Annotated in this window: 26 protein-coding genes and 1 pseudogene; 10 read left to right on the top strand and 17 right to left on the bottom strand. The window is 60.0% G+C overall.

The window, feature by feature from the left end:
* Position 1 precedes the first annotated feature (1 nt).
* The 3 genes from purN to ACZZZU_RS08060 all read right to left on the bottom strand — a co-directional run bounded on the left by purN (position 2) and on the right by ACZZZU_RS08060 (position 3,521).
* Positions 2-673, bottom strand: coding sequence for a phosphoribosylglycinamide formyltransferase (gene purN / locus ACZZZU_RS08070; RefSeq protein WP_463550299.1), 672 nt, complete (start codon positions 671-673; stop codon positions 2-4).
* Positions 673-1,731 (bottom strand): phosphoribosylformylglycinamidine cyclo-ligase, encoded by a 1,059-nt coding sequence (gene purM, locus ACZZZU_RS08065; protein ID WP_122452748.1) that lies wholly within the window; start codon positions 1,729-1,731, stop codon positions 673-675. The genes purN and purM overlap by 1 nt, the downstream gene beginning before the upstream one ends.
* A gap of 176 nt (positions 1,732-1,907) precedes the next feature.
* On the bottom strand, positions 1,908-3,521 hold the full coding sequence (locus tag ACZZZU_RS08060; protein WP_463550298.1) for a methyl-accepting chemotaxis protein: 1,614 nt from the start codon (positions 3,519-3,521) through the stop codon (positions 1,908-1,910).
* A gap of 295 nt (positions 3,522-3,816) precedes the next feature.
* Here ACZZZU_RS08060 and ACZZZU_RS08055 point away from each other — a divergent pair, with 295 nt between their 5' ends.
* Complete coding sequence (locus tag ACZZZU_RS08055; protein WP_463550297.1) at positions 3,817-4,905, top strand: DUF2066 domain-containing protein; 1,089 nt, start codon at positions 3,817-3,819, stop codon at positions 4,903-4,905.
* A gap of 26 nt (positions 4,906-4,931) precedes the next feature.
* Positions 4,932-6,041 (top strand): AI-2E family transporter, encoded by a 1,110-nt coding sequence (locus ACZZZU_RS08050; RefSeq protein WP_122493943.1) that lies wholly within the window; start codon positions 4,932-4,934, stop codon positions 6,039-6,041.
* Positions 6,042-6,112: 71 nt separating this feature from the next.
* On the opposite strand, the gene ACZZZU_RS08045 is transcribed toward ACZZZU_RS08050, so the two are convergent.
* Positions 6,113-7,162 carry a hypothetical protein gene (locus tag ACZZZU_RS08045; RefSeq protein WP_463550296.1) on the bottom strand — a complete coding sequence of 350 codons (1,050 nt, stop codon included), beginning with the start codon at positions 7,160-7,162 and terminating at the stop codon, positions 6,113-6,115.
* A 509-nt stretch (positions 7,163-7,671) separates the two neighbouring features.
* Here ACZZZU_RS08045 and hda point away from each other — a divergent pair.
* Positions 7,672-8,376 carry a DnaA regulatory inactivator Hda gene (gene hda / locus ACZZZU_RS08040; RefSeq protein ID WP_463550295.1) on the top strand — a complete coding sequence of 235 codons (705 nt, stop codon included), beginning with the start codon at positions 7,672-7,674 and terminating at the stop codon, positions 8,374-8,376.
* 168 nt (positions 8,377-8,544) lie between these two features.
* On the opposite strand, the gene ACZZZU_RS08035 is transcribed toward hda, so the two are convergent.
* The 3 genes from ACZZZU_RS08035 to arsC are packed head-to-tail and all read right to left on the bottom strand — an operon-like array spanning position 8,545 to position 9,912.
* On the bottom strand, positions 8,545-8,952 hold the full coding sequence (locus ACZZZU_RS08035; protein WP_122493940.1) for a DUF2069 domain-containing protein: 408 nt from the start codon (positions 8,950-8,952) through the stop codon (positions 8,545-8,547).
* Positions 8,945-9,562, bottom strand: coding sequence for an NAD(P)H:quinone oxidoreductase (gene wrbA / locus ACZZZU_RS08030; RefSeq protein ID WP_463383521.1), 618 nt, complete (start codon positions 9,560-9,562; stop codon positions 8,945-8,947). Before wrbA ends, ACZZZU_RS08035 begins: the two co-directional genes overlap by 8 nt.
* Entirely contained in the window at positions 9,559-9,912 is a 354-nt protein-coding gene (arsC, locus tag ACZZZU_RS08025) for an arsenate reductase (glutaredoxin) (RefSeq protein ID WP_463550294.1), read from the bottom strand. The genes wrbA and arsC overlap by 4 nt, the downstream gene beginning before the upstream one ends.
* 111 nt (positions 9,913-10,023) lie before the next feature.
* Here arsC and ACZZZU_RS08020 point away from each other — a divergent pair, with 111 nt between their 5' ends.
* Positions 10,024-11,262 (top strand): virulence factor BrkB family protein, encoded by a 1,239-nt coding sequence (locus ACZZZU_RS08020; protein ID WP_122493937.1) that lies wholly within the window; start codon positions 10,024-10,026, stop codon positions 11,260-11,262.
* Positions 11,263-11,427: 165 nt separating this feature from the next.
* Positions 11,428-11,643 (top strand): hypothetical protein, encoded by a 216-nt coding sequence (locus tag ACZZZU_RS08015; RefSeq protein ID WP_122493936.1) that lies wholly within the window; start codon positions 11,428-11,430, stop codon positions 11,641-11,643.
* A 150-nt stretch (positions 11,644-11,793) separates the two neighbouring features.
* Here ACZZZU_RS08015 and ACZZZU_RS08010 read toward each other — a convergent pair whose 3' ends face one another.
* Both ACZZZU_RS08010 and ACZZZU_RS08005 read right to left on the bottom strand, forming a co-directional pair.
* Entirely contained in the window at positions 11,794-12,186 is a 393-nt protein-coding gene (locus ACZZZU_RS08010; RefSeq protein WP_122493935.1) for a hypothetical protein, read from the bottom strand.
* 125 nt (positions 12,187-12,311) lie between these two features.
* Positions 12,312-13,721 (bottom strand): PilZ domain-containing protein, encoded by a 1,410-nt coding sequence (locus tag ACZZZU_RS08005; protein ID WP_463550293.1) that lies wholly within the window; start codon positions 13,719-13,721, stop codon positions 12,312-12,314.
* Positions 13,722-13,790: 69 nt separating this feature from the next.
* Here ACZZZU_RS08005 and ACZZZU_RS08000 point away from each other — a divergent pair, with 69 nt between their 5' ends.
* Positions 13,791-14,249 carry a TlpA disulfide reductase family protein gene (locus ACZZZU_RS08000; RefSeq protein ID WP_463552122.1) on the top strand — a complete coding sequence of 153 codons (459 nt, stop codon included), beginning with the start codon at positions 13,791-13,793 and terminating at the stop codon, positions 14,247-14,249.
* Positions 14,250-14,253: 4 nt separating this feature from the next.
* The gene (locus ACZZZU_RS07995; RefSeq protein WP_122493933.1) at positions 14,254-14,529 is read left to right on the top strand and encodes an acylphosphatase; all 276 of its coding nucleotides are present in this window, start codon (positions 14,254-14,256) and stop codon (positions 14,527-14,529) included.
* A gap of 92 nt (positions 14,530-14,621) precedes the next feature.
* Here the strand turns inward: ACZZZU_RS07995 and ACZZZU_RS07990 are convergent, their stop codons facing one another.
* Genes ACZZZU_RS07990 through ACZZZU_RS07980 form a run of 3 tightly spaced genes read right to left on the bottom strand, consistent with a single transcriptional unit; the run spans position 14,622 to position 17,895 of the window.
* Positions 14,622-15,197 (bottom strand): lytic transglycosylase domain-containing protein, encoded by a 576-nt coding sequence (locus ACZZZU_RS07990; protein WP_463550292.1) that lies wholly within the window; start codon positions 15,195-15,197, stop codon positions 14,622-14,624.
* Between the two features lie 7 nt (positions 15,198-15,204).
* Positions 15,205-16,161: a hypothetical protein gene (locus tag ACZZZU_RS07985; RefSeq protein ID WP_122493931.1), complete on the bottom strand. Its 957-nt coding sequence runs from the start codon at positions 16,159-16,161 to the stop codon at positions 15,205-15,207.
* 18 nt (positions 16,162-16,179) lie between these two features.
* Positions 16,180-17,895: a proline--tRNA ligase gene (locus tag ACZZZU_RS07980; RefSeq protein ID WP_463550291.1), complete on the bottom strand. Its 1,716-nt coding sequence runs from the start codon at positions 17,893-17,895 to the stop codon at positions 16,180-16,182.
* Positions 17,896-18,009: 114 nt separating this feature from the next.
* Between ACZZZU_RS07980 and ACZZZU_RS07975 the strand changes: the two genes are divergently transcribed.
* Positions 18,010-18,417, top strand: a complete 408-nt coding sequence (locus ACZZZU_RS07975) for a PaaI family thioesterase (protein ID WP_463384737.1) — start codon at positions 18,010-18,012, stop codon at positions 18,415-18,417.
* A gap of 89 nt (positions 18,418-18,506) precedes the next feature.
* Here the strand turns inward: ACZZZU_RS07975 and ACZZZU_RS07970 are convergent, their stop codons facing one another.
* Positions 18,507-19,787 (bottom strand): OprD family porin, encoded by a 1,281-nt coding sequence (locus ACZZZU_RS07970; RefSeq protein ID WP_463550290.1) that lies wholly within the window; start codon positions 19,785-19,787, stop codon positions 18,507-18,509.
* Between the two features lie 803 nt (positions 19,788-20,590).
* Here ACZZZU_RS07970 and ACZZZU_RS07965 point away from each other — a divergent pair.
* The gene (locus tag ACZZZU_RS07965; RefSeq protein ID WP_463550289.1) at positions 20,591-21,016 is read left to right on the top strand and encodes an HIT family protein; all 426 of its coding nucleotides are present in this window, start codon (positions 20,591-20,593) and stop codon (positions 21,014-21,016) included.
* Between the two features lie 3 nt (positions 21,017-21,019).
* On the top strand, positions 21,020-21,226 hold the full coding sequence (locus tag ACZZZU_RS07960; protein WP_122493927.1) for a SlyX family protein: 207 nt from the start codon (positions 21,020-21,022) through the stop codon (positions 21,224-21,226).
* Between the two features lie 67 nt (positions 21,227-21,293).
* Here the strand turns inward: ACZZZU_RS07960 and ACZZZU_RS07955 are convergent, their stop codons facing one another.
* The 4 genes and pseudogenes from ACZZZU_RS07955 to ACZZZU_RS07940 all read right to left on the bottom strand — a co-directional run bounded on the left by ACZZZU_RS07955 (position 21,294) and on the right by ACZZZU_RS07940 (position 23,710).
* Positions 21,294-21,518, bottom strand: a complete 225-nt coding sequence (locus tag ACZZZU_RS07955; protein ID WP_163016622.1) for a cold-shock protein — start codon at positions 21,516-21,518, stop codon at positions 21,294-21,296.
* A gap of 57 nt (positions 21,519-21,575) precedes the next feature.
* Positions 21,576-21,896: pseudogene (locus ACZZZU_RS07950) on the bottom strand (cold shock domain-containing protein membrane protein); the annotation flags it as partial.
* Positions 21,897-22,058: 162 nt separating this feature from the next.
* Positions 22,059-23,126: a GGDEF domain-containing protein gene (locus ACZZZU_RS07945; RefSeq protein WP_463550288.1), complete on the bottom strand. Its 1,068-nt coding sequence runs from the start codon at positions 23,124-23,126 to the stop codon at positions 22,059-22,061.
* A gap of 113 nt (positions 23,127-23,239) precedes the next feature.
* The gene (locus tag ACZZZU_RS07940) at positions 23,240-23,710 is read right to left on the bottom strand and encodes a Dps family protein (RefSeq protein ID WP_122493924.1); all 471 of its coding nucleotides are present in this window, start codon (positions 23,708-23,710) and stop codon (positions 23,240-23,242) included.
* Positions 23,711-23,721: the final 11 nt, after the last annotated feature.

Genomic DNA, 23,721 nt, shown 5'->3' with positions numbered 1-23,721 from the left:
CCTAGGTTCGAATCAAATGGCCAGTGGCCGGTAACAACTGCTGGTGGAGCATTGCCCCCTCGCGGGTGAGTTGCAAGTCGCCGGTGGCAAACCAGCGAACCGCGAGCGGGTAAATCTGGTGTTCCTGTGCGTGCACACGGTTGGCCAGGCTTTGCGCCGTGTCATCCGAGCGCACCGGCACAACTGCTTGTACGACCAGAGGCCCTCCGTCGAGTTCCTCCGTTACAAAGTGCACGCTGCAGCCGTGTTCGCGGTCGCCGGCATCCAGCGCGCGCTGATGGGTGTGCAGGCCTTTGTATTTCGGAAGCAGGGAAGGGTGGATGTTCAGCAAGCGCCCTTCGTAGTGCCGCACAAAGGCGCCGCTGAGGATGCGCATGAAGCCGGCCAGCAGCACGAGCTGCGGTTGGCAGCTGTCGATCAGCGCCATGAGCGCGGTGTCGAACTGTTCGCGGTCGGTAAAAGTGGTGTGGTCGAGCACATGGGTGGCGATGCCGGCCGCCTTGGCCCGTTCCAGGCCATAGGCGTCGCTGCGGTTGGAGATGACGGCGCAAATCCGCGCGGGGCTGTGCGCTTGCGCGTCAGCACCGCCGTGGAGATCGTCGATCAATGCCTGCAGATTGCTGCCCGAACCGGACAGCAGAACCACCACGTTGCAGGGTGAGGCGTCTGGCATTAGTGGGCTTTCAGGTTGTTCAGCACAACGCGCTCGGCATCGGCTGCGCCGGCGTTGATCTGGCCGATCACCCAAGGCTGCTCGCCGCTGGCACGCAGGTTGGCCAGAGCCGCTTCCACGTGTTCCTGAGCCACGCAGATCACCATGCCTACGCCGCAGTTCAGCACGCGGTGCATTTCGGTTTCGTTGACGTTGCCTTGTTGCTGCAGCCAATCAAACACGGCCGGGCGTTTCCAGCTGGCCACGTCGACCACAGCCTGAGCGCCGTCTGGCAGCACACGCGGAATGTTGTCCAGCAGGCCGCCACCGGTGATGTGCGCCATGGCTTTCACGGCGCCGGTGTCTTTGATCAGCTTGAGCAGCGGTTTGACGTAGATGCGCGTCGGGGCCATCAGCAGTTCAGTCAGGGCTTTGCCTTCGAGCTGAACGGTTTCGATGTCGGCGCCAGATACTTCGATGATTTTGCGGATCAGCGAGTAGCCGTTGGAGTGTGGGCCGGACGAAGGCAGGGCGATCAGGGCGTCGCCGGTTTGCACCTTGGAGCCGTCGATGATTTCAGACTTTTCCACCACGCCAACGCAGAAACCGGCCAGGTCGTAATCTTCGCCTTCGTACATGCCAGGCATTTCTGCGGTTTCGCCGCCCACCAGCGAGCAACCGGCCAGTTCGCAGCCGGCGCCGATGCCGGTGACCACGGTGGCAGCTACATCCACGTTGAGCTTGCCGGTGGCGTAGTAGTCGAGGAAGAACAGCGGCTCGGCCCCGCACACCACCAAATCGTTGACGCACATGGCGACCAGGTCCTGGCCGATGCTGTCGTGTTTGTTCAGGTTCAAGGCCAGGCGCAGCTTGGTGCCCACGCCGTCGGTGCCGCTGACCAGGACCGGCTGTTTGTAGCCAGCGGGGATCTCGCAGAGGGCGCCGAAGCCACCCAGGCCGCCCATCACTTCCGGACGCGCGGTGCGCTTGGCCACGCTTTTGATGCGCTCGACCAGGGCTTCACCTGCATCGATATCGACGCCGGCGTCCTTGTAGCTAATGGAGGGTTGCTTGCTCATAGATCCAGGCCTTTAGAAAGGGATGTTCGGGGAGCGACCGAGACAGGCGTAGGCACTTGGCCAGCGCGCGGAAGAGGCACGGTCTGCGAAGGCGCGCGATTTTATCAGGCTTGCCCGTAGGCGGCCATCCGCGCAGCCGGATGGCCAGAAAATTAATAAAAAACGCGGGGCCAGGCCTACAGACGAAAGCGATCGACCGATAACGACAGCTGCCCGGCCAGACCCGAGAGTTCATCCGTGGTGTCGGCGGTTTTGCCAATTACCGTGCTGTTGCTGACCGACATGCTGGCGATGGTTTCCACCTGATGGGCAATCTCGTTGCTGGCCAGGCTTTGTTCGCCGATGGTGCGGCTGATGTCGTTCACCAGTTGCGTGGTGCTCAACGTGGCGGCCAGGATTTCGCGAATCGCCCGTTCCACATCGGCGGTCACGGCCATGCCTTTATCCACCTGCGCCACGCCGGCTTCCATGCTGTTGGCGGCCTCGCGGGTGCTGGTTTGAATGCGCTGCACCATGGCGGCAATTTCCTGGGTCGAAGCGCTGGTGCGGCCCGCCAGGCTGCGCACTTCATCTGCCACCACGGCAAACCCCCGGCCCTGTTCGCCGGCCCGCGCTGCTTCAATGGCGGCGTTTAGGGCGAGCAGGTTCGTTTGGTCGGCGATGCCCTTGATCACCTGAATGATGCTGAAAATCTGCTCGGACTCTTGGTCCAGCGTGCGGATCACCTGCGCTGATTGCTGCACGGAGCGGGCGATGCCGTCCATGTCTTGCACCACTTGGTGAATCACTTTGCCGCCGTCGTTCGCCAGGCGCTCGGCCTGGTTGGCCATGTCCAGCGCCTGACCGGCATGGCGGGTAATTTCCTCAATGCTGGCGGTCATTTCGCTGGCAGCGGCGGCCATGGTGTTGGACGCCTCGCTTTGTTGCGTGCTGCTGTTGGCGACTTGGTGGCAGCCGGCGCTGAGTTGCTGGGTGAGGCTGTTGACGTTGTTGGCGTTGCTGCGCACCACGCCGATCATGTCGCGCAGGTCGCGTTGCATGGTGGCCAGGCTGCGGATCAGCGCGCTGGCTTCGTCCTGGGTAGCTGGCTCTTCGATGCGCCGGCTGAGGTCGCCCTGGGCGATGCTGGTGGCAATTTCACTGGCAGCGAGCAGCGGTCGCATGATGCCGCGAATGATCCATGCGCCTTGCAATACCAACAGCACCAAGCTCGCTATTAACACAACGGTCAGCGTGAGGTTGGCGGTGCTGATGGCGCTTTCGGTGTCTTTCGAGGTTTGCCCGGTGTTGCTCTCGATCAGCTCGCTGAGGGCGGCCATTTCGCCTTCCAACTTGCTGAACGCCGCGTTGAACGTGGGCAACTGCCCTTGTGCCGCGTCGGGGTTGGTGAGCGCTTGGGCGACGATGGCTTCGGCGGCAGCGATGTAGGAATCAAGGCTGGGTTTGACCGTGTTCAGTCCAGCCTTGATTGCCTCGTTCACCGGCAATTTCAGGTTGTCGGCCAGCACCTCGCGAAAATGCCCGGCGTGTTCTTCCAGGCTACTGCGTGCTTCGGCAGCGGTGGTGGGGCTTTTGCCCAGCCCGACTAACATGGCCGCCAACACATCGGCGCGCAGGGCGTCGTGCATCATGTCCGCTTCCATATGGTTGCGCAGGGCACTGAGGCTGGTCTGATTGGCTCGTACGGCATCGGCCACGTGGTAGTTACCCACGAAGCCAACCAGGCTGAGAATCAGCGCAGCCAGCAGGCCGGTACCGGTTAGTAGCAGCAAACGTAATTTTATCGACACCGCAAGTACCCCTTCCTTTGTTGGCCAAACGGCGCCTGTGCTGCTCGCCTAATGTGCTTATGTGCTGCGTATCGGCCGGCCGCTGTGCTTGTTGAGCGGGACGTTTGATTAGCTAGTTAAGCCGCAAATGTAAGGGCGTGCCGGTTGTGCGGGTTATATGCGCTCGACAGCCCCCAAGTCGCCTGTTTAAGGTAGGGCTCTTTGCATTAAGGTAAGGCGCGTTTTCGCAGCGCCGCACCGCCGTCATGCGACTGGCCACTAGCGCTGGCGCCCCTTTCCGAGCCGAGAGCCCATCATGCGTTTGTCCGCCTCACTGTTCAGCCCGTTACTCGCCCTGAGCTTGTCGTTGTGCAGCCTCGCGTCCCAGGCAGCGAGCGTTGAAGACCTGTATCAAGTGCGCCAACCGGTGACCAGCCAGCAACCGCAGGAACGCGCCGCCGCCCTCAGCAGCGCCCTCGATACGCTGGTGCTGCGCCTGACCGGCGACAACAAAGCCCTAACCAATCCTGCCATTGCCGAACTGCGCAAAGACCCGCAGCAATTGGTTAGCCAATACGCTTACGAGAATGGTCCGCCTGAAGTGCTGGTGGTCGACTTCGACGCCATCAGCACCGACCGCAGCCTGCGTCAGGCCGGCATTCCATTGTGGAGCGCCAACCGCCCTGCGGTGCTGGCTTGGTGGCTGAACACCACGGCCGAAGGCGCCAGCCTGGTGGGCGACAGCCAGCCAGCGGCCACGGCGCTGCAACGTGCCGCGCAAAACCGTGGCTTGCCGCTGCGTTTGCCAATTGCCGATCTCAACGAACAACTGGCCGGTACCGCTGAAAACCTGGCGGCGACCAATGCCGATGCATTGAAAGAACCGTCTGCCCGCTATGGCGCCGACGCCTTGTTAGCCGTAAACGCTCAGGAAGACGCAGGCAAATGGCAGGCGCAATGGCGGCTGTGGATGGGCGAGAGCCGCGAGCAGGGCAAAGCCGAAGGTGCCGACGCCGATGCGCTGGCCGACGCAGTAATGCTCGCCGTTAGCCAACGCCTGGCCACCCACTTCGTCGCGGCGCAAGGCGCGGCCCAAGCGTTGACCTTGGATATCCAGGGCGCCGACCTTAACCGCTACGCCGAGCTGCAACGCCTGCTGGAACCGTTCGATGCCCGCCTGCAAAGCGCCGTGGGTGATCGCTTGACCTACCAAGTGAAGGCCAGCCCCGACCAGTTGCGTGCGCAGCTGGCCCTGGCTCGCCTGCGCGAGTTGCCGCCAGAACCGGTTGCCGCCGCGCCGGTAGACGCCAGCACCGCGCCCGCCGGCCAAGCGCCAACACCTGCGCCAACACCTGCGCCAATGGCGCCTGCACCGGCGACCAACGTGCTGCATTACGGCTGGTGAATTCTTCTCCCTTGAGGTTGTTGAGCATGACTGACTCACGTCATTGGCCATGGATTGCCGCGCTGGTTGTGCTCGGTGTTCTGCTGTACGCCATTCACCCAATACTTTCGCCCTTTCTGATCGGCATTCTGCTGGCCTACATGGGCGACCCGCTGGCCGACCGCTTGGAGCGCTGGAAACTGTCGCGCACCTGGGCCGTGATCGTGGTGTTCAGCGTATTTACCCTGATTTTGGTGATCGCCCTGCTGGTGCTGGTGCCTATGCTTGGCAAACAACTGGTGCGCCTGTACGAACTGGCGCCGCAGATGATCGATTGGGCCCAGCACAGCGCGCTGCCATGGGTACAAGCCAAGCTTGGCCTCTCGGACGGTTTCTGGAAGTTCGATCAGGTTAAAACTGCGGTCACCGAACACCTGGGTAAAACCACCGACATTGTTGGCGCGGTGCTGGCCTCGGCCACGGCTTCAAGCCTGGCGTTGCTCGGCTGGCTGGGCAACGTGGTGCTGATTCCGGTGGTGAGTTTTTATCTGCTGCGCGACTGGGACGTCATGGTCGCCAAGCTGCGTGGCCTGCTCCCTCGCAGCCGCGAAGGCTTCATCGTGCAGTTGATGGGCGAATGCCACGAAGTGCTTGGCGCGTTTCTACGGGGGCAACTGCTGGTCATGCTCGGCCTCGGCGTGATTTACGCCAGTGGCCTGATGCTGGTCGGGCTGGAGCTGGGCCTGCTGATCGGCGTAATTGCCGGGCTCGCCAGCATCGTGCCGTATATGGGCTTCGTTATTGGTTTTGGCGCAGCGATCACGGCCGGCCTGTTCCAATTTGGCCCGGAGTTGTACCCCTTGCTAGGTATTGCCGCCGTGTTCACGGTCGGCCAATTGCTCGAAGGCATGCTGCTCACGCCGCTGTTGGTGGGCGACCGCATTGGCTTGCACCCGGTGGCGGTGATCTTCGCCATTCTCGCTGGCGGTCAGCTATTTGGCTTTACCGGCATTCTTCTCGCGCTGCCGGTGGCGGCGGTAATCATGGTGCTGCTGCGTCATGTCCACGACTTCTATAAACAGTCGGATATGTATGACGACGGGCAGCCAGTGGAAGCGGTTGAAGTTGTCGAGGTAGTGCCCGTACAGCCCGAGTAGCGGTTCCTCAGTGTTCAGCGAAAACGTCAGGTGGTTGGGTTCGCGAAGGAGCCCTACCACCTGTTTGCGTTTCAGGGTTTGGTGTTATGCGCCGCATGGTCGCGGACCGCGGCTCTACTGACCGCTCGGCCCACGCCTTGGGACAACACATACCCGCCTATCCCACCCAGCAAGGTGCCTAAGGTGTTTTCGGTTAGCAGCTTCGACATGCCGAGCACGCAGATCACGATCAATATCACCATCACGGTGGCGAATTGAATGACCTGGCCCGAGGCGATCAGCTCCACTTGTATTTCTGACGGGAATATCCGCACCGCCAGAAACATCAAAATGCCAAAGGCGCAGAACACGCCGATGATGAACCCGAGCTGGTCCGCTACTTTTGTGGCGGGGGCACTTTGCTCTTCGATCGATTTCATCAGCAGGTCCCGATACTGTGACCACGCTTCGCTCAGCGCCTTGGCTCGCGGCGCTCGTTCATTGATAGCGGAAATCTCTTCGGCCAGTTTTTTGCTGGCGATGCTGATGGTGGATTTCAACTGGTTGCGCATCGTCTCAAATGCATTCTTATCGCTGTATTTCTCGCAGATAACTTCAGGGCTTAGCGCCAGGAAATGAACGACGTCGGCAATGGTCGTCGCTTCGCTTTCGTTGAGTGATTGATCTTCCTGAGGCGCGGAAAAAATATCGAAGGCGATGGTGTTGTCGAACTGCAGCAGTTGGCGCCGGATGATCAGAATGTTCTCGGCAATATCCGTTTCGCGGCAGTCTTTAATCACGTCAGGGAGCTTGTTCATCGCCTCCGCTGTTCGGCTTCTGATGCTATCCACGGATATTTTTTCGAGCGCCATCAACTCTTCAGGAATGCGGGCATAGCGTTCGGCTGCTTCCCGCGCCTCGGCGAGGGCTTCTTGATTTAACGCCGCGCTTTTTGACGGTGTGAGTTTGCGGATTCGATCAATCTCGCGGCTGGTGGACTGCTCCGAAACAAGCACTTCGGAACCGCTCGCGCTGACGGGATAGGCGGCGCGGGCATGGCCAGCCAGCGCCAGTAAACACAAAACAAAAATAGCCACTGTTGCGTAAGACGACGGGGCGGGTGCGTTTTTCAGAGTGGTCATGATTAGGGTCTGATGGGCTGAGGGATGTAAGGCGCAAGCGCCGCTTTGTTCGGCGGCGATGGCCAGGACGCTGGGCAATCTAAATCAGGCTTGTTGGGCGGTGGGTACGCCCTAAATTGGCGACGGCTATCAAGCAGCAGGCATTGATAGGGAACGTCTGCTGACAGCTGGGGACGTTCATCAGGAGCGATTGCGCGGCAGCCATCCGCACTGTCTCTTCAAGCGAGGCCGCGCGCGGCTTTGAGCGAAGCGCTAGACGAAGGGGGCCGCTCTTACATGCGACCGATACCGATATGTGGCTCGCGAGTGGTTCGCGAAGATCGGGAAACTCCTCGCGCTCAGTAGAAAGGGGCCTACGGATGTTTAGCCAGGTTCACGCGGCTGTCGCTGCCGCTGCTGCCTCTTCTGTCGATGCTTTTGCCATCAATGACTTAGCGCTCAGAAGCCGATAAACTTCGCCCCCTTTGTCGCGCGCCTTCCTGGCGCCGCCCGGAACCGCCCGATCCTGCATGAAACCGATACAGCTGCCCCTTGGCGTGCGCTTGCGCGATGACGCCACCTTCGCGAACTACTACCCCGGCGCCAACGCCGCAGCGCTTGGCTATGTGGAGCGTTTGTGCGAGGCCGACTCGGGTTGGACGGAAAGCTTGATGTACCTCTGGGGCAGCGATGGCGTAGGCCGAACTCACCTGTTGCAAGCGGCGTGTTTGCGTTTCGAACAGCGCGGCGAGTCGGCGGTGTATTTGCCGTTGGCGGACGTGGTGCAGTTGGGTCCGGAGCTGCTGGATAACCTGGAGCAGTGCGAGTTGGTGTGCCTGGATGATCTGGACGCCATCGCTGGCAATGCCGTGTGGGAAGAGGCGCTGTTCCACCTGTTCAATCGGTTGCGTGACAGCGGTCGGCGGCTATTGCTTGCAGCGGGGGCGGCGCCTCGCGAGTTGCTGGTGCAGTTGCCGGATCTAAAATCGCGCCTGACCTTGGCGCTGGTGTTCCAACTGCAAACCCTTTCGGACGAAGACAAACTGCGCGCCCTGCAATTGCGCGCCTCGCGCCGAGGCTTGCACCTGACCGACGAAGTCGGGCGCTTTATCCTCACCCGCGGTACGCGCAGCATGAGCGCGCTGTTTGAGTTGCTGGAGCAACTGGACCAGGCCTCGTTGCAGGCGCAGCGCAAGCTGACGATTCCGTTTCTGAAAGAGACGTTGGGCTGGTAACAGCAAGGTCGGCTGGATTTTCTATTGTCTTCGCGAAGGTGGCGTCCGGACTGTTTCGTTGGGCGCGGACTCGACGTTTCCAGGAATCGCGGCTAAAGCCGCTCCCACAGGATGTGCGATCTGTAGGAGCGGCTGGGCGGCATTCCGATTAACCGCGAAGCTTTTAGATCACTCGCCCGCCAACTTCCGGTCATGCTGAAAACGCCAGCGCGTGTAGAGCAGCGCGCTGGTGAAAAGCGCCAGGCTTAGCAGCGCTTCGCTCCAGCCCAGCCAACTGCGGTGCGGGTCGAAGGCGGCGAGCACGCCTTTGATGAAGTACAGGTTAACGACGAAACAGGTCCAGGCATGGGCACGCGCGTTGCCCATCAGCAGGCCGGGGGCGAGCAGGGCCAGCGGGCCGAGCTCGATGCACAGAATTACCCAAGTGCGGGCGCCATGCAGGTCGGCGTAAACCAGATTCCACGTCAGCAGCAGCGCCGCCAGAGCGAAGAAGCTGATGAGCGTGAGCACGCGGCTGACTTTCAAACGCGGCGCCAGCCAGGACAGCTCGGGCAATGGCTTCGGGGTTTTAGCCACGGGTGTTCTCCAACGGCGCGCGCAGGCGCAAGGCGGTCTCGGCCAGGCGCTTGCCCAGGGCTCGGCACAAGCTGATTTCGTGTTCGTCGAGCGGGCGTTTGCCATCCTGCCCCGCATGGTGGCTGGCGCCGTAGGGCGTGCCGCCGCCACGGGTTTCCAGCAACGCGCCTTCGCTGTAAGGCAGCCCGGCGACGAGCATGCCGTGGTGCAGCAGCGGCAACATCATCGACAGCAACGTGCTCTCCTGGCCGCCATGCAGGCTGGCGGTGGAAGTGAACACACCGGCCGGTTTACCCACCAGTTCGCCGGTCAGCCACAGGCTGCTGGTGCCATCCAGAAAGTATTTCAGCGGTGCGGCCATATTGCCGAAGCGGGTCGGGCTGCCAAGGATCAATCCGGCGCAGTTCTTCAGGTCATCCAGCGTGGCGTACAGCGCGCCTTCAGCCGGGATGCTCGGCGCCACAGCTTCGCATTCGGTGGAGATGGCCGGCACGGTGCGCAGGCGGGCATCGATGCCGGCCAGCTCCACGCCACGGGCGATTTGCTTGGCCATCTCCAAGGTCGCGCCGTTACGGCTGTAGTAAAGAACCAGAATGTACGGTTGGCTCATGGCAGCAGCTCCAGAACACGCTCGGGTGGACGGCCGATGACGGCCTTGTTGCCCGCGACGAGAATCGGTCGCTCGATCAGTTTCGGGTGCGCGGCCATGGCGGTGATTAGCTGTGCATCGCTAAGGCTGGCGTCGGCGAGATTCAAGGTTTTGTATTCGTCTTCGCCAGTGCGCAGTAGGTCGCGGGCCGAGAGTTGCAGTTTGTTCAGCAGCGCGCTGAGCTCGGCCTCAGATGGCGGAGTTTCGAGGTAGCGCACCACGGTCGGTTGCAGGCCTCGGGCTTCAAGAAGCTCCAGCGCGCCGCGAGATTTGCTGCAGCGCGGGTTGTGATAAAGCGTCAGGTCGGTCATGTGCGTATCGCATCTTGCCTAGGGTGGCGGCTATTCTACCCGCGTCGGCAGCCAGGCCTGAATACGGCGTTGCGCGCACGGCGCGAATTACTACTGAACAAGGGAAAGGGCATGCGCCAAGGTTTCGATGATTTTGTGGAATTCTGGCGATTTCTCCTGCATCGCTTTCTGGCCGATCACGGCCCCAACAGCGCGGCAGCTCTGACTTACACCACGCTGTTCGCCGTGGTGCCGATGATGACCGTGACCTTCGCCATGCTCTCCGCTGTGCCGGCTTTTTCCGGCGTGGGCGAGCAGATTCAGCATTTCATCTTCCATAACTTTCTGCCCGCCTCCGGCGAAATGGTGCAGGAGTACCTGAACAACTTCACCACCCAGGCGCGGCAACTCACGTGGATTGGCGTGGTGTTTCTCGCGGTCACGGCGTTCGCGATGTTGGTGACGGTGGAAAAGGCGCTGAACAATATCTGGCGTGTGCGTCAGCCGCGTCGGGGCATTTCCAGCTTTCTGCTGTATTGGGCGATTCTCAGCCTCGGCCCGCTGCTGCTCGGCGTGGGGTTTGTGGTGAGCACCTACATCACCTCACTGTCGCTGATTTCCGGGCCGGACGCGGTTATCGGCGCGCAGGCTTTGCTGCGTCTTACCCCGCTGATGTCGAGCATGGCGGCCTTCACGCTGATCTACGCCTCGGTTCCCAACACCCGTGTGCCGTTGAAGAACGCCTTGCTTGGCGGCGTCTTTGCAGCGGTGTTGTTTGAAGTGGCCAAGGCCCTGTTCGGGTTGTATGTGCGGCTGTTCCCCGGTTTCCAACTGATTTATGGCGCCTTTGCCACGGTGCCGCTGTTTCTGCTGTGGCTGTATCTGTCGTGGTTGATCGTGCTGTTTGGCGCAGAGCTGGCGTGCAACCTCGGTTCGTCCCGGCACTGGCGCCGTCGCGCCTTGCCGCGTTTGTTGGTGACGCTGGGGCTGCTGCGCATGTTCCACGATGCCCAGGTACGCGGCGAAGTGCTGCGCCTTAACGATGTTCACGGTCAGGGTTGGCGGCTGCCTGAGGATGAGTGGGACGAGATCGTCGAGTTTCTTGAGGGCGAGTTGCTGATCTGTCGCGCCAGTGGTGGCGGCTGGGTGCTGTGCCGCGACCTCGGCCAGTACACGTTGCATCAGCTGTTGCTGCATTGCCCCTGGCCGCTGCCGCGTTTGGAACAACTGCCGGCGCAAATGGATGAAGCGTGGTATCCCGGCTTGCGCGCTGGATTGAAGGCCTTGCATGACGAGCAGGCCGAACTGTTCGGCGCTAGCTTGTTGCAGTGGCTGCAAGCGGCGGACGAGCAAGAGGGCGGGGCGGACTGACAAAAAGTGTCAGTTTGCGCGTAGCCCCGCGCTGCACGGCGCGCGCCAGGCCGTCGGGACGCTGCGAAATAGCAGAGATTACAGTTGGCACGCTTTTGGCTCTCTTACCTGCAGATAGCTATCAAACTGCCAGCCTGGCACGGACTAGCCAAGGAATCGGGTGCTATGAGTAAGCCCAACAGCCACACCGCGAAAAAGCACGGCACCGTGATTGCCCTGCACCACAGCCATCCCGAACACGCGCTGGAAGGGCTCAATCGCATTACCGGTCTTAACTTTGCGCGCTGGCCCGAGTCGCTGGCAGTGCGCGCGCCGGTTGAGCAAGACGCTGACGTCGACTACCTGCCCGAGCGCGCGACTGGCAACTGCACGCCTCGTTAACAGATCAAGTGCATCGCGGCTAAAGCCGCTCCTACAGTGGGTGCATGCTGTGGGAGCGGGCCGGGCCTGAGACGCTTCCCTCGGTTCAAATAAAAAACCCCGCAGCCAAGGCGCGGGGTTTTTTGTTTACCGGGAAACGGTTCGCTCGGTTCAAGCCAGTGCTTGTTGGCTCTGGGCGACGGCGGGTTCCACGGCTTGAACGAACAATTCCTCGACCACCAGGCTGGTAGGAGCAATGGCCGAGCGCAAGCACACCTGCATGTCTTCAATCTTCTGTTTCACCGGCACGCGGCCGATGCCGGACAGCAAAATCTTGCCCTGACCGTTGACCTTGCCGTGGTCCACCAGCACTTCGCGGCGGGCACCGGCGTCGCGGTAGCTGATTACCAGCGACACCGGCAGATTGGCCAAGCCGGGCAGTTGCAGCCAGGCGGCGACGTTGAAGTCAGCTACGCGACCGTCGTATTCGGTCACGAGCAGGCGGGCGGCGTCGGTGATGCGCGACGGCACGGGGCCGATCAGCTTGTCGTGGGCTTGAGACATGGAGGCTTCCGGGCTGATTTTAGAATGGGGTGTAGGGACAGACGGCCGAAATTATAGGCACGGCGGTACAAGCAAACTGTGCGCTTGGCCGCCGGTCGGCGTGATCGGTCTCGCAGTTTTGACTATTAGGCCAGCTTCAATGGGTGACGGCTGACCGAGGCTGTTTCGAGGTTCGCGGGGGGTAGGGGCAGGGCGGCCTGGTTGTGCACGCTGACCAATTGCAGCCAGAGGTTTTCGCCAGCGCTGAACTGGCCATTGGGCAGCCACAGGCCGTGGTTCCAGCCGCCCCCGACAACCGGCGTGCTTTGCAATACGCCTGGGTGAGTCTGCGTGCTGGGGCTACGTCGCAGCCACACCGGGCGCGGCAGGCCTTTTAAATAGCGCAGGCCCAAATACAGGCCGTCGGCGTTCTGGTGCCGCCAGCGCAACAAGGCGAGGGTGGGCGTGCCGCTGTTGGTCAGCAGCAGGACCAACTGGCCGACGGGCAGCAAGCGGCCTTGGTCGGCGTTGCACAACAGGCGCGCGCCGCCGGAGCTGGTATCGAGCATTTGCGCGGCGCAATGGCCCGGTCGGTGCTCAAGCAGTTGCGCATGAATAGCCGGCAAGCCGACTACCAGGCTGCAATCCCCGACTTGATCGGAGCGCTCATGGCGACGCGGTTGGCGGCCCAGCCAGTGGTGTCGCACCCGCTGCAGCAGTTCGCCTTCTACGTTGGTTTGCAGCGGTGCCGGTTCGTGCAGCGCCACCAGCAAGGCGCCCAGTTCGAAGCGGCGCAAGTACGCTGGATCGCTGTCGGCGTGTTGCTCAAAGGGCAGGCTGGGTTGCGATTCGGTCAGGTCAACGATGGGCCCTTCGGTGTCATCTTCGTCATCCCACGGCAGCAAGCGCGCCAGACTCGCCAGCGGCGCCAGTGCGCTGAACAACTGCGGGCTTTCGCCTTCAGCCAAATGGAATGGATTGCTCAAGGACAGCAGCAGCATTTGTTGGTACAGGCCACGCAAGGTGTTCGCGGGCAGCGGATGAAAGGCGGCGGCCACGGGCTCGTCGAGGCACTCCTGGTGCTCGCCAATCCAATACAGTAAATGGCTGTCGCGCCACAGGCTGGCCGGTGGCTCTTGGTACAGCTGGTAATGGCGCAACAGGTTCTGCGCCAGGAAGTGCTGGGCCATATACAGGCACCAAGCCAAGTGCGGGCGCGAAGGTTGCCGGCCTTGCAGAATCTGCAGCAGCAGGCGCTTGAAGCCGATGGCCATTTCCCCACAGAAACGCACAAACAACATCGGCGGCGTGTTGCCGTGACGGTAGTGCTCGGCGTAGTGGCGATACTCATCGCTCAGACTTTGCAGCGCGCGTTGCCTTTCGAGTAAGGTCATGGCGCTGCGATTGAGGCGAAACAGCAAACCCAGCACCAGGTGCAGCGCGCTTTCATGGGATTGCAGGCGGGCTTCGGCCAAGCGCTCATTGAGATCGGCCAGCGGCGCGGCCGCTTCGTCGAGGATGTCCGGCACCTCTAGGCGTAGGGCGTCCAGTGTCATACCACCCCTGCAGATACGAGGATCGAATGCATGGTTGCGCTTGCGCGTAGGGTCATTAAAAAAGTGCTCATGGGGCAGATTGCGTTATGTATCTGCGCGGGGCTTTTGCTGGCTGGCTGCGCTGATGACTACGGCGTCGATCAGCATGGACGAAAGGTAACGGCTGAGCAGTTGGATGGCCAGTGGTTAGTGATTAATTACTGGGCTGAGTGGTGCGGACCCTGCCGCACGGAGATTCCAGAGCTCAATAGCCTGTCCGAGCAACTCAAAGGTCAGCACGCGCAAGTGCTGGGTGTGAACTTCGATGCCCTGCAAAGCGAGGCGCTGAGCAAGGCCAGCGAAACCATGGGCATTCGTTTTACCGTACTGGCGAGCGATCCCGGCGAGCGCTTCAAACTGCCGCGCAGCGAGGCGTTGCCGGTCACGTATCTGGTCGACCCGAAAGGCCAGGTGCGCGAACGCCTGATGGGCGAACAAACCGCAGCGGGCCTGAGCAAGCGCCTGGCTGAACTGCAAGCGAAGGAGTAGCGCAATGGCTCGAATCTGTTTGCATGGCTATGTCAGTGGCAAGGTGCAGGGCGTGTTTTTTCGCCAAAGCACCGAAACCGAAGCTACCCGATTGGACCTTGATGGTTGGGTACGCAATTTGGCCGATGGCCGGGTTGAGGTGTTGGTTGAAGGCGAAGAAGAGGCGGTGCGGGAATTAGCTGCCTGGCTGGAAACCGGGCCGAAAAAGGCCAAGGTGACGGCGGTGGAGTTGCAGGAACATCCGCTGCAGGGGATTGCGGGGTTTGTGGTTCGTGGGTGAAAAACGCGATGTCCTGGTAGAGCCCATCGAGGCTAAAGCCTCTCCCACAGCAGCGCGTTCAACTGTGGGAGAGGCTTTAGCCTCGATGCGTCTCAGGGTTTCACATACCAATAATCCTGCCAATAACCGACCACCTTCCCTGAATACGTAGTTTTGCCGAGGCTGCCGTTGTAGCGGGCCAGGGCGCGGTTAAGGTCGCCGTTCTCTTTCTTCAGGTAGTAGCTGAGGATGGTGCAGCCGTAGCGCAGGTTGGTGGCGTTGTCGGTGAGGTTGTCTTGCTCGCGGCCCAGTTCGGCCTTCCAGAAGGTCATCACCTGCATCATGCCCTGGGCGCCGACTGAAGAAATGGCGAAGCGATTGAAGCGGCTCTCGGCATGAATCAGCGCCATGACCAACTCCGGCTTCAGCCCGGCTTTGCTGGCTTCGTGGTGCACCTGTTTGAGCAGCGTCAGACGCTCTTCAGCGTCGGGCATGTAGCGGCTTAGCCGCGTGGACATGTCGAGCAGCCAGACTTCAGCGTCGTAGCGATCAACAAAACTGTCCGCCTCGGACACCGTGCGTTGCAGCAGGTCGCGCAACTCCGGTTCCGGTGCCTGGCGCACATTTGCGCTCAGGGGCAGGGCGAGTAGTAACAGGCAGTACAGCGCCAGGCGCAGGCACGCGGTCATGCCAGGCTCAGTTGTTGGCGCCAGGATCGGCCACGAGGCGGCCGGCATCCTTGCGCAGCGAGGTGAGAAATTCCTGCTGCAACTCGGGGTCGTTGCGGGTCAGTTCAATCAGGCTTTGTTCCAACTCGTTGGCTTCTTCTTCCAAGCCCAGGTCAGACAGGCGCTTGACCCGGTGCACCCACTGCGCGACTTCGTCATCTTCCAGATCGTCGTAAATCAGCGCGTGCGCTTCCAGCAACTTGCCGCGCAGTGTGCGGCTGACTTGCAGAGTGGCGTCGGCGCGGGTGTGGTCTTGATCGTCTTCTACGCTCAGCACGATTTTGCCGACGCGGCTGACATCCTGTTCGGCAAACGGCCCGTCGAGCAGATTAAGGCGCAGCACGCCGTTGCGGTCTGTGCTCAATTCGTGGGTTTGCGGGCCTGCTTTGATCATCACCGGACGTTCAGCCCAGGGCAGGCTGGAATACTCGGTAAGTTTGTCTTTCTGCAGTTCGTTGATGCGCGCCAGGTTTTGCTCGGAGCGTCCGTTGGACTGCACGTTCATAAACGGATTGAGGCCCGCAAAACCGTAGTCGATCCAGCCTTTGGTCGCTGTTTCCGGGACGTTGCCGAGCAACACCACATTCACCACGTTGGCGCCCACGCCGGCCACCACTGCCACTACGCCAAGCGGCACTTCGTACAGCTCGCGCCACGCCTGGTAAGGGGTGTAGCGGTCGTAGATGCGGGTGACTTCGAATTCAGTGACCTCGAAGGTTTTCTGGTCCTGAATGCGCACGCGCCGCTGCGGCAGTTCGAGCACGTCAGGTTGCCCCACGTCGATCTGCAGGCTGTGGTTGAGCAGTTTGCGCTCAGCGCGGTCCTCGCGCTCAGCCCGCTGCGACATGTGGTTGGCGCAGCCGCTGAGCAGCAAGGCGCCGCACAGGGCGGCGCCGATGAGGCTAATGGAACGTGGCTTGAACATGGGAGCTCTGGCTAACACTCAACGACCGGTACGGGCCTGGATAAAGGACAACACCTCAGCAACCGGAATGGCCTGCGCCTCGGTTTCCCGACGGTTTTTGTATTCCAGATTGCCTTCGGCCAGACCACGGTCACTGACCACGATACGGTGCGGGATGCCGATCAATTCCATGTCGGCAAACTTGATGCCGGGGCTGGTTTTCTTGTCGCGGTCATCCAACAGCACTTCGAAGCCGGCAGCGGTGAGGTCGGCGTAGAGCTTGTCGGTCGCCGCGCGCACGTCTTCGTTTTCATAGCGCAGCGGTACCAGCGCGATCTGGAAGGGCGCCAGGGCGTCGCTCCAGAGAATGCCGCGCTCGTCGTTGTTCTGCTCGATGGCAGCCGCCACCACGCGCGACACGCCGATGCCATAGCAGCCCATGGTCAGAATGGCGGGTTTGCCGTTTTCACCCATCACGGTGCAGTTCATGGCTTCGCTGTATTTGCTGCCGAGCTGGAAGATGTGCCCGACTTCGATGCCGCGTTTGATCTCCAGCGTGCCTTGGCCGTCTGGGCTTGGGTCACCGGCAACGACGTTGCGCAGGTCAGCGATTTCCGGCAGCGGCAAGTCGCGCTCCCAGTTCACGCCGAAGTAGTGCTTGTCGTCGATGTTGGCGCCGATGGCGAAGTCGCTCATCAGGGCAACCGAACGGTCGATTACGCAAGGCAGCGGCAAATTCAGCGGGCCGAGGGAGCCGGCGCCAGCGCCGATGGCGTTGCGCAGTTCTGCTTCGGTGGCGAATTCGAGCGGGCTGGCAACTTGCTCAAGATTGGCGGCCTTGATTTCGTTGAGTTCGTGGTCGCCACGAACGATCAGCGCCACCAACTTGCCTGCTTCAGCGCCATGCACCACCAGTGTTTTGATGGTTTTTTCGATGGGCAGGTTGAAGCCTTCTACCAGCTCGGCGATGGTTTTGGCGTTTGGCGTGTCCACCAGGCGCATTTCTTCGGTCGCGGCGCCGCGTGAGGTTTCGCGCGGAATGGCTTCCGCTTTCTCGATGTTGGCGGCGTAGTCCGACACGTTGCTGAAGGCGATATCGTCTTCACCCGACTCGGCCAGCACATGGAATTCGTGCGAGCCGGTGCCGCCGATGGAGCCGGTGTCGGCTTGCACAGGGCGGAAGTTCAGGCCCAGGCGGCTAAACACATTGCAGTACGCCTGGTGCATGCGGTCGTAGGTTTGTTGCAAAGAGGCCTGGTCGATATGGAACGAGTAGGCGTCTTTCATGGTGAATTCGCGGCCGCGCATCAAACCGAAGCGTGGGCGGATTTCATCGCGGAATTTGGTTTGAATCTGGTACAGGTTGATAGGCAACTGTTTATAGCTGCTCAACTCGTTGCGCATCAGATCGGTGATGACTTCTTCGTGCGTCGGGCCGACGCAGAAATCACGCGCGTGGCGATCTTTCAAACGCAGCAGCTCAGGACCGTATTGTTCCCAGCGCCCGGATTCCTGCCACAGCTCGGCAGGTTGAATGGCGGGCATCAACACTTCGAGCGCACCGGCCGCGTTCATTTCTTCACGAACGACAGTTTCAACTTTGCGCAAAACACGCAGGCCCATCGGCAGCCAGGTGTACAGGCCAGAGGCCAGTTTGCGGATCATGCCGGCACGCAGCATCAGCTGGTGGCTAACCACGACAGCGTCGGTTGGGTTTTCTTTGAGGGTCGAGAGCAAATACTGACTGGTACGCATGTTTGGCCGTTATATCAGTTGCGAAGGCAAGGAAGTGCTCGGCATTGTACGGGGCCTGTACTGCCGCGTACAGGATTCAGGCCATCGCAATGTAAGGGGTTTCCAGTGTCCGCTTTGACTGCTGAACAAGTACAAGCCTTGATCCGATTTGGTGTGCCGATGGCCGAGGATATTGACCTGTGCATCGACCAACTGGACGCCAATAACGCCTACGCCCGCGTGCCGTTCCAGGCCAAATTGGTGCGCCCGGGCGGCACCGTTTCGGGGCCGACGATCATGGCGCTTGCCGACGCCGCGATGTACGCCGTGGTGCTGGGGCGCCTCGGCAAGGTCGAGATGGCGGTGACCGCGAACTTGAACATCAACTTTCTGGCGAAACCAAAGCCGGTCGACTTAATCGCCCATGCGCAAATACTTAAACTAAGTCGTCGTCAAGCGGTGTGTGAAGTGTCTTTATATTCGGCGGGGGATGATGACAATCTAGTGGCTCATGTAACGGGAACCTATGCACTTCCGTTGTAAGTTAGTTAACCCGTACCAACTTGCAGACGAAAAAAAGCCCGGCTAATGCCGGGCTTTTTCTTATATCGAATTACCTGCTGAGTTCTAGATTACAGAATGCTCAGTGGGTATTCGACGATCAGGCGCAGTTCGTCGATCGAAGGCGAAGAACGCAGGTACACGGCGTCGCTCGAACGGTAGGTAGCTTGACGAATACGCAGGCTCAGATCTTTAGCTGGACCGTCTTGCAGGACGTATTTAGCTTCGATATCGCGTTCCCACTCTTTCCCGTTGTCGGTCGACTCAACGTTCGCGCCTTTACCGGTTACGTAGCGAGTCATGAACGACAGGCCAGGAACGCCGAGGGTGGCGAAGTCCAGGTCATAACGAACGCCGTACGATTTTTCGTCTTCAGTGTTGAAGTCGGAACGAGCGATCGAGTTGTTCAGGTAAACGGTACCGCCGCCGTCGATGCCGTACGCATAATCGCCGTCACCAGTCACGTCCTGGAAGCTAACGGTGAACTTGTGAGCGTCGATGCTGTAGGAGGCTGCGAAGCTGTAAGTCAGGTTGTCGATGTCGCCGCTGCCGTTGGTGTTGTCAGCGTCGGCCAGACCCTTGCCGGTGCTGTCGACCTTGTAGGCGTTGACGTCGAGACCGAATGCCTGGCCTTCAGTAATAGGCAGGGTCCAGTTGACGTTGGCATAGATCTTCTTGAAATAGTCTTCAACTTTCGAGTAGTACAAGGTAGTCGAAAGCGTATCGGAGAAGGTGTAAGTACCGCCGATCACGTTTGCTTCGGTCAGGCCGCCGATGCTGTCATGGCCAGTTTGCGATTGAGCGTTGATAGCGGTGAAGTGACCCGCGTTCAGGGCCAGACCTTCGATTTCGTTGCTAGTTACCAAGAAGCCTACGGCGGTTTCTGGCAGCAGACGGCTATCGTCAGTTGCGAAAACCGGCATGGTGGTGAACTGGCCGCCGTATTTCAGGGTGGTGTTAGAGATGCGCATTTTGACTGCGCCGGTCGATTCGCCATAGCTGTCTTCCGAACGACCGTCGGAGTCTTCAGGGAACAGACCAGTGCCTGCACGGCCGCGGCCGCTGTCCAGTTTGATGCCGGCCAGGCCGATTGCATCAACGCCGAAGCCTACAGTGCCTTGGGTGAAACCGGACTCGAAAGTACCGATGAAGCCTTGGCCCCATTCTTCAACACGGCTTTGCGAAGTGTTAGGTACGTTACGGAAGTCACGGGAGAAGTAGAGGTTGCGAGCCAGAACATCCAGGCTGCTGTCTTCTACGAAGCCCTTCGAATCGGACTGTTCGCTGGCTACTGCCAGTTGGGTGCTGCCCGCTACTGCGAGGGCGATTAAGCTCCACTTCATCACTTGCATCGTGATTGCTCCTTTGGTTTAGAAGTTGCGCTGCCCATCTTATTTGTTGTATGGGCTAGCTCTTTCTTTTTGTGTCGGCGCTAAGTTATAGCACGGCGACATTGTTGGCGACAGATAGTGCAGAGACCCTACAAATTCTTTACGACAATGTCGCAAAAGCTTATGTGGCATGTCGCAAATTCGTAGTTTTACGCTTGCATCCTAGCGATTACTTTTTCCGTGACTTCTGATGATTAACGAGTCGATAAAAACCGCTCTCATTAATCCCTTTTAAAGACCAACGGTTAATTCCTGTCCGTAGGGTTAACTGTTGTTCCAAGCAAGGTACACAAACACTGTTGGGCGTATGTGCTCATTGATCTTGGTTTGGGATAAAGCAATTAGCGTGCACAAACGCCAAAACGATCGTGAAAATTTCGTAATGTGTGATTTTCTGAGCGTTGCGTTGAGCAAAGCACAACAGAAGCGGGGTTTGCCGCTGCGCTTGGGTGGCGCGGCGGGCTGCGGCCAACCGTTACTAGCGGTGGCAGTAACGCTGCAAAAGTGGGGCTTGCGGCGCTTGGGTAACAAAGTGTGCACAGCGGCGGTGCATGGTCGAGCGGCTCGCGCTCGGAGCTGGCGCCGTTTTGGTGCGGCTCATACTGGCGGGCGATAGACGCGTCGCAGGGTCGTTCGCTGTTGTGAACTTGCCCCGGGGTAGTGGGGCGAATGATCAGCTAAGCAGGTATCCTTGCGTCATTGCGCGGTCGGCTTGTTCGCAGCGCTTGGCATCGTTGTACCTATATATAAGTAGGAGTCTGTGTATGTTCGCCCTGGATTCGCGTTTGCAGAACGACACCCTGCTGATCGGCGACTTTCCGTTGTGCCGTTTATTGTTAATGAACGACGTCCATTATCCGTGGTTCATCCTGGTTCCGCGTCGCGATGAAGTGAGCGAGTTGTTCCAACTCAGTGGTGACGAACAGCAGCAGCTGTGGCACGAAACGGTCACGCTGACGGAGCTTTTGAAGGACACCTTCGCCGCCGACAAAATGAACGTCGCCACGCTTGGCAACGTTGTCAGTCAGTTGCATATGCACGTGATCGTCCGTCGACGCAACGATGCCGCATGGCCGGCGCCGGTGTGGGGCAGATTTCCGGCACAGGCCTACGGCGCCGAGCAGGTTGCCGCGATCCGCGCGAAGTTGCGTTCGGTGTTGGGCAGCGATTTTACGTTCGCTGAGGAGTAAGCCATGACCTTGGAAAACCGAGTGATGGAGCTGGAAACCAGGCTGGCGTTTCAGGACGACACCATTCAGGCGCTGAACGACGAGCTGGTCAGTCAGCAGCGAATCATTGAGCGCTTGAGTCTGCAGATCGCCGCGCTGGCCAAGCGCCAGGAAGATATGCAGAGCGGCTTTGGCATGAGCGAGCACGAGGCGCCGCCGCCGCACTATTAATAGAAGGCTTCTCGACAGGTATAAAAAAACCCGCCAGTGGCGGGTTTTTTGTGGGTGTAGCCAGCGCTTAGCGACGTAGCGGAAGGGCTGCGATCACATCCTCAGCTTGCAGGCCCTTGTCGCGCTGCATCACCGAGAATTCAACGCGTTGTCCTTCGACCAGCACGCGGTGGCCTTCGCCACGAATGGCACGAAAGTGCACAAAGATATCGTCGCCGCTGTCGCGGGAGATAAAGCCGAAGCCTTTCGAGGTGTTGAACCACTTCACGGTGCCGGTTTCGCGATCACCCAGGTCTTGCGGTACTGCTTTGCTGCGACCTTTCATGCGCAGGTTTGCGCACAGGTGTAGTACCACCGCCAGCAACACGGTGAGCAGGCTCAGTAATACGGCCGGCTGCCCGCCGATGACGGGCAGCGGGGCCAGCAAAATCAGCACTTGCAGCACAACGGCCAGTACCAGCAGCGCGCTGACCAAGCCCTGAATGTGTTGGCGTGCACCCATATGCCAGATTGGAAAAAGAGGGGCCAGCAACAGGTTGATCAAACCAAACAGAGCGAGGTAAACGGCATCGGGCTGTTGCAGGTAAGGAAGGCTGTCGGCATGGAGACTAGGAGCAAAAGACAGGAGTAGTGCGGCGACTCCTACAAGCAGGTGGACGATTTTAAGCATGTGCAATGAGCTCACTTATAAGGATATTCAGCAGAAGAGCGGGGTGGGGCACGGGTTGCCGTAACTGAAAATCGGCTCTCGACACGCGTTCCATCCGCCTATGCGCCGCGCCAAGCGGCAACACGGGGGAGTATTTAACAGCAAAGCGGAGGGCTACTCAAATCAAGCGCTTAGCGCTGGCTCGGGCAGGTGAGGGTGAACCTGATTACGGCCGCTGCGTTTGGCTTGATACAGGGCGTCGTCGGCTCGGGTGAGCAGGCTTTCGAGGTTGTCGCCGGCTTCGGCCAGGGCGAAACCGAACGAGGCGGTAATGGTGTCGAGGATCTCGTCAGTACGGCGGACTTTCACTCGCAGCGCCTGAATTTTCAGGCGTAATTGTTCCGAAAACGCGTGGGCAGTTTCCAGGTCCGGGCATTCGCGCATGATCACGCAGAACTCTTCACCGCCATACCGCGCCGCCATCGCCCGCGGCGGCAACAGCTCACGCAGCAGTTGGCCGACGTGCTGAAGCACGCGGTCGCCGAGTGGATGGCCGTACTGGTCGTTGAAGTGTTTGAAATGATCGATGTCCAGCATGACCAGCGCGACGCCTTGATGGCCATTGCTCAGTGTCTGCTCGAGCAAGCGGGTAAAAGCGTGGCGGTTGAAAACGTTGGTCAGGCTGTCGAGCGTCGCGGCCATATGGGCACGTTCGAGCTGGCCGCGCAGGTGCGAAATTTCTTCTTGGGCGCTGCGCAGGCGGTAGAGGAATTTTTCTTGCTGGTCCTGCATAAGCTGGGTGCTTTGTTGCAGGTCGTTGAGCACGCTGGGCAGGTCGTCGATCAAGGGCTCCTGCAAGGCGCTGAGGCCGTGGTTGAGGCTGTCTTGATAGGCTTTGCTGGTGCTGACGCTTTGCGAAACGCCGCCTTCGATGTCGTCGACCAGTTCAATGACTTGCTGCTGCCCGGCGCGCGCTTCTTCAAGTTCGCCGCGAATAATGAAGTCGCGAAAGAGCTTCGCTGCGGTTTCTGGTGGAAAGCTATCGAAATCTTTAACGGCTTTGTCGAGCCGACGATTGAGCTCCGGCTCCTTGCCTTTGCTGTAGGTGTACCAAAGCGCGTAGTGCACGGGGTTGGGCGGAATATCGTGGCGCACCATGAGTGGTACGGCCTGCTTTAACAGATCAGCTGCCTCGCGGGTCTCCTCCGGATAGAGACTGAGAATGGTGGGCGATTTCGGCGGCTGGCTCATGCGTCGTACAAGTTCAAACTATTGATTGCCAGAGCATAGAGCAGCCACACAGCTTGCGCCTAGCAAAAGGCCCGGTTTTGCGCCGGGCCTTTACTGTTTTTTGCGGGATTGGATCACGCTGCCAGGAGGCTGCGAAGCATCCATGCGGTTTTTTCGTGGATCTGCATGCGCTGGGTCAGAAGGTCGGCGGTAGGCTCGTCGCTGACTTTGTCCAATAGCGGGAAAATGCCACGCGAGGTGCGCACGACCGCTTCCTGGCCCTGAATCAGTTGCTTGATCATGTCTTCGGCGCTCGGTACGCCTTCCTCTTCTTTAATAGAGGAAAGGCGAGCGTAAGCGGCGTAAGTGCCTGGCGCGTTGAAGCCAAGGGCGCGGATGCGCTCGGCGATGGAGTCGACGGCCAATGCCAGCTCGGTGTACTGGCCTTCAAACATCAGGTGCAGGGTATTGAACATTGGACCCGTGACGTTCCAATGAAAGTTGTGGGTTTTCAGGTACAGGGTGTAGGTGTCGGCGAGCAAGCGAGACAGGCCTTCGGCAATGGCGGCGCGGTCCTGTTCGGCAATTCCGATATTGATTTCCATGGCATTTCTCC

It is taken from the genome of Pseudomonas sp. AC136 (assembly GCF_979258585.1).
Note: the sequence above shows the minus strand (reverse complement) of the source record. Positions and strands in the feature narration are given on the sequence as shown.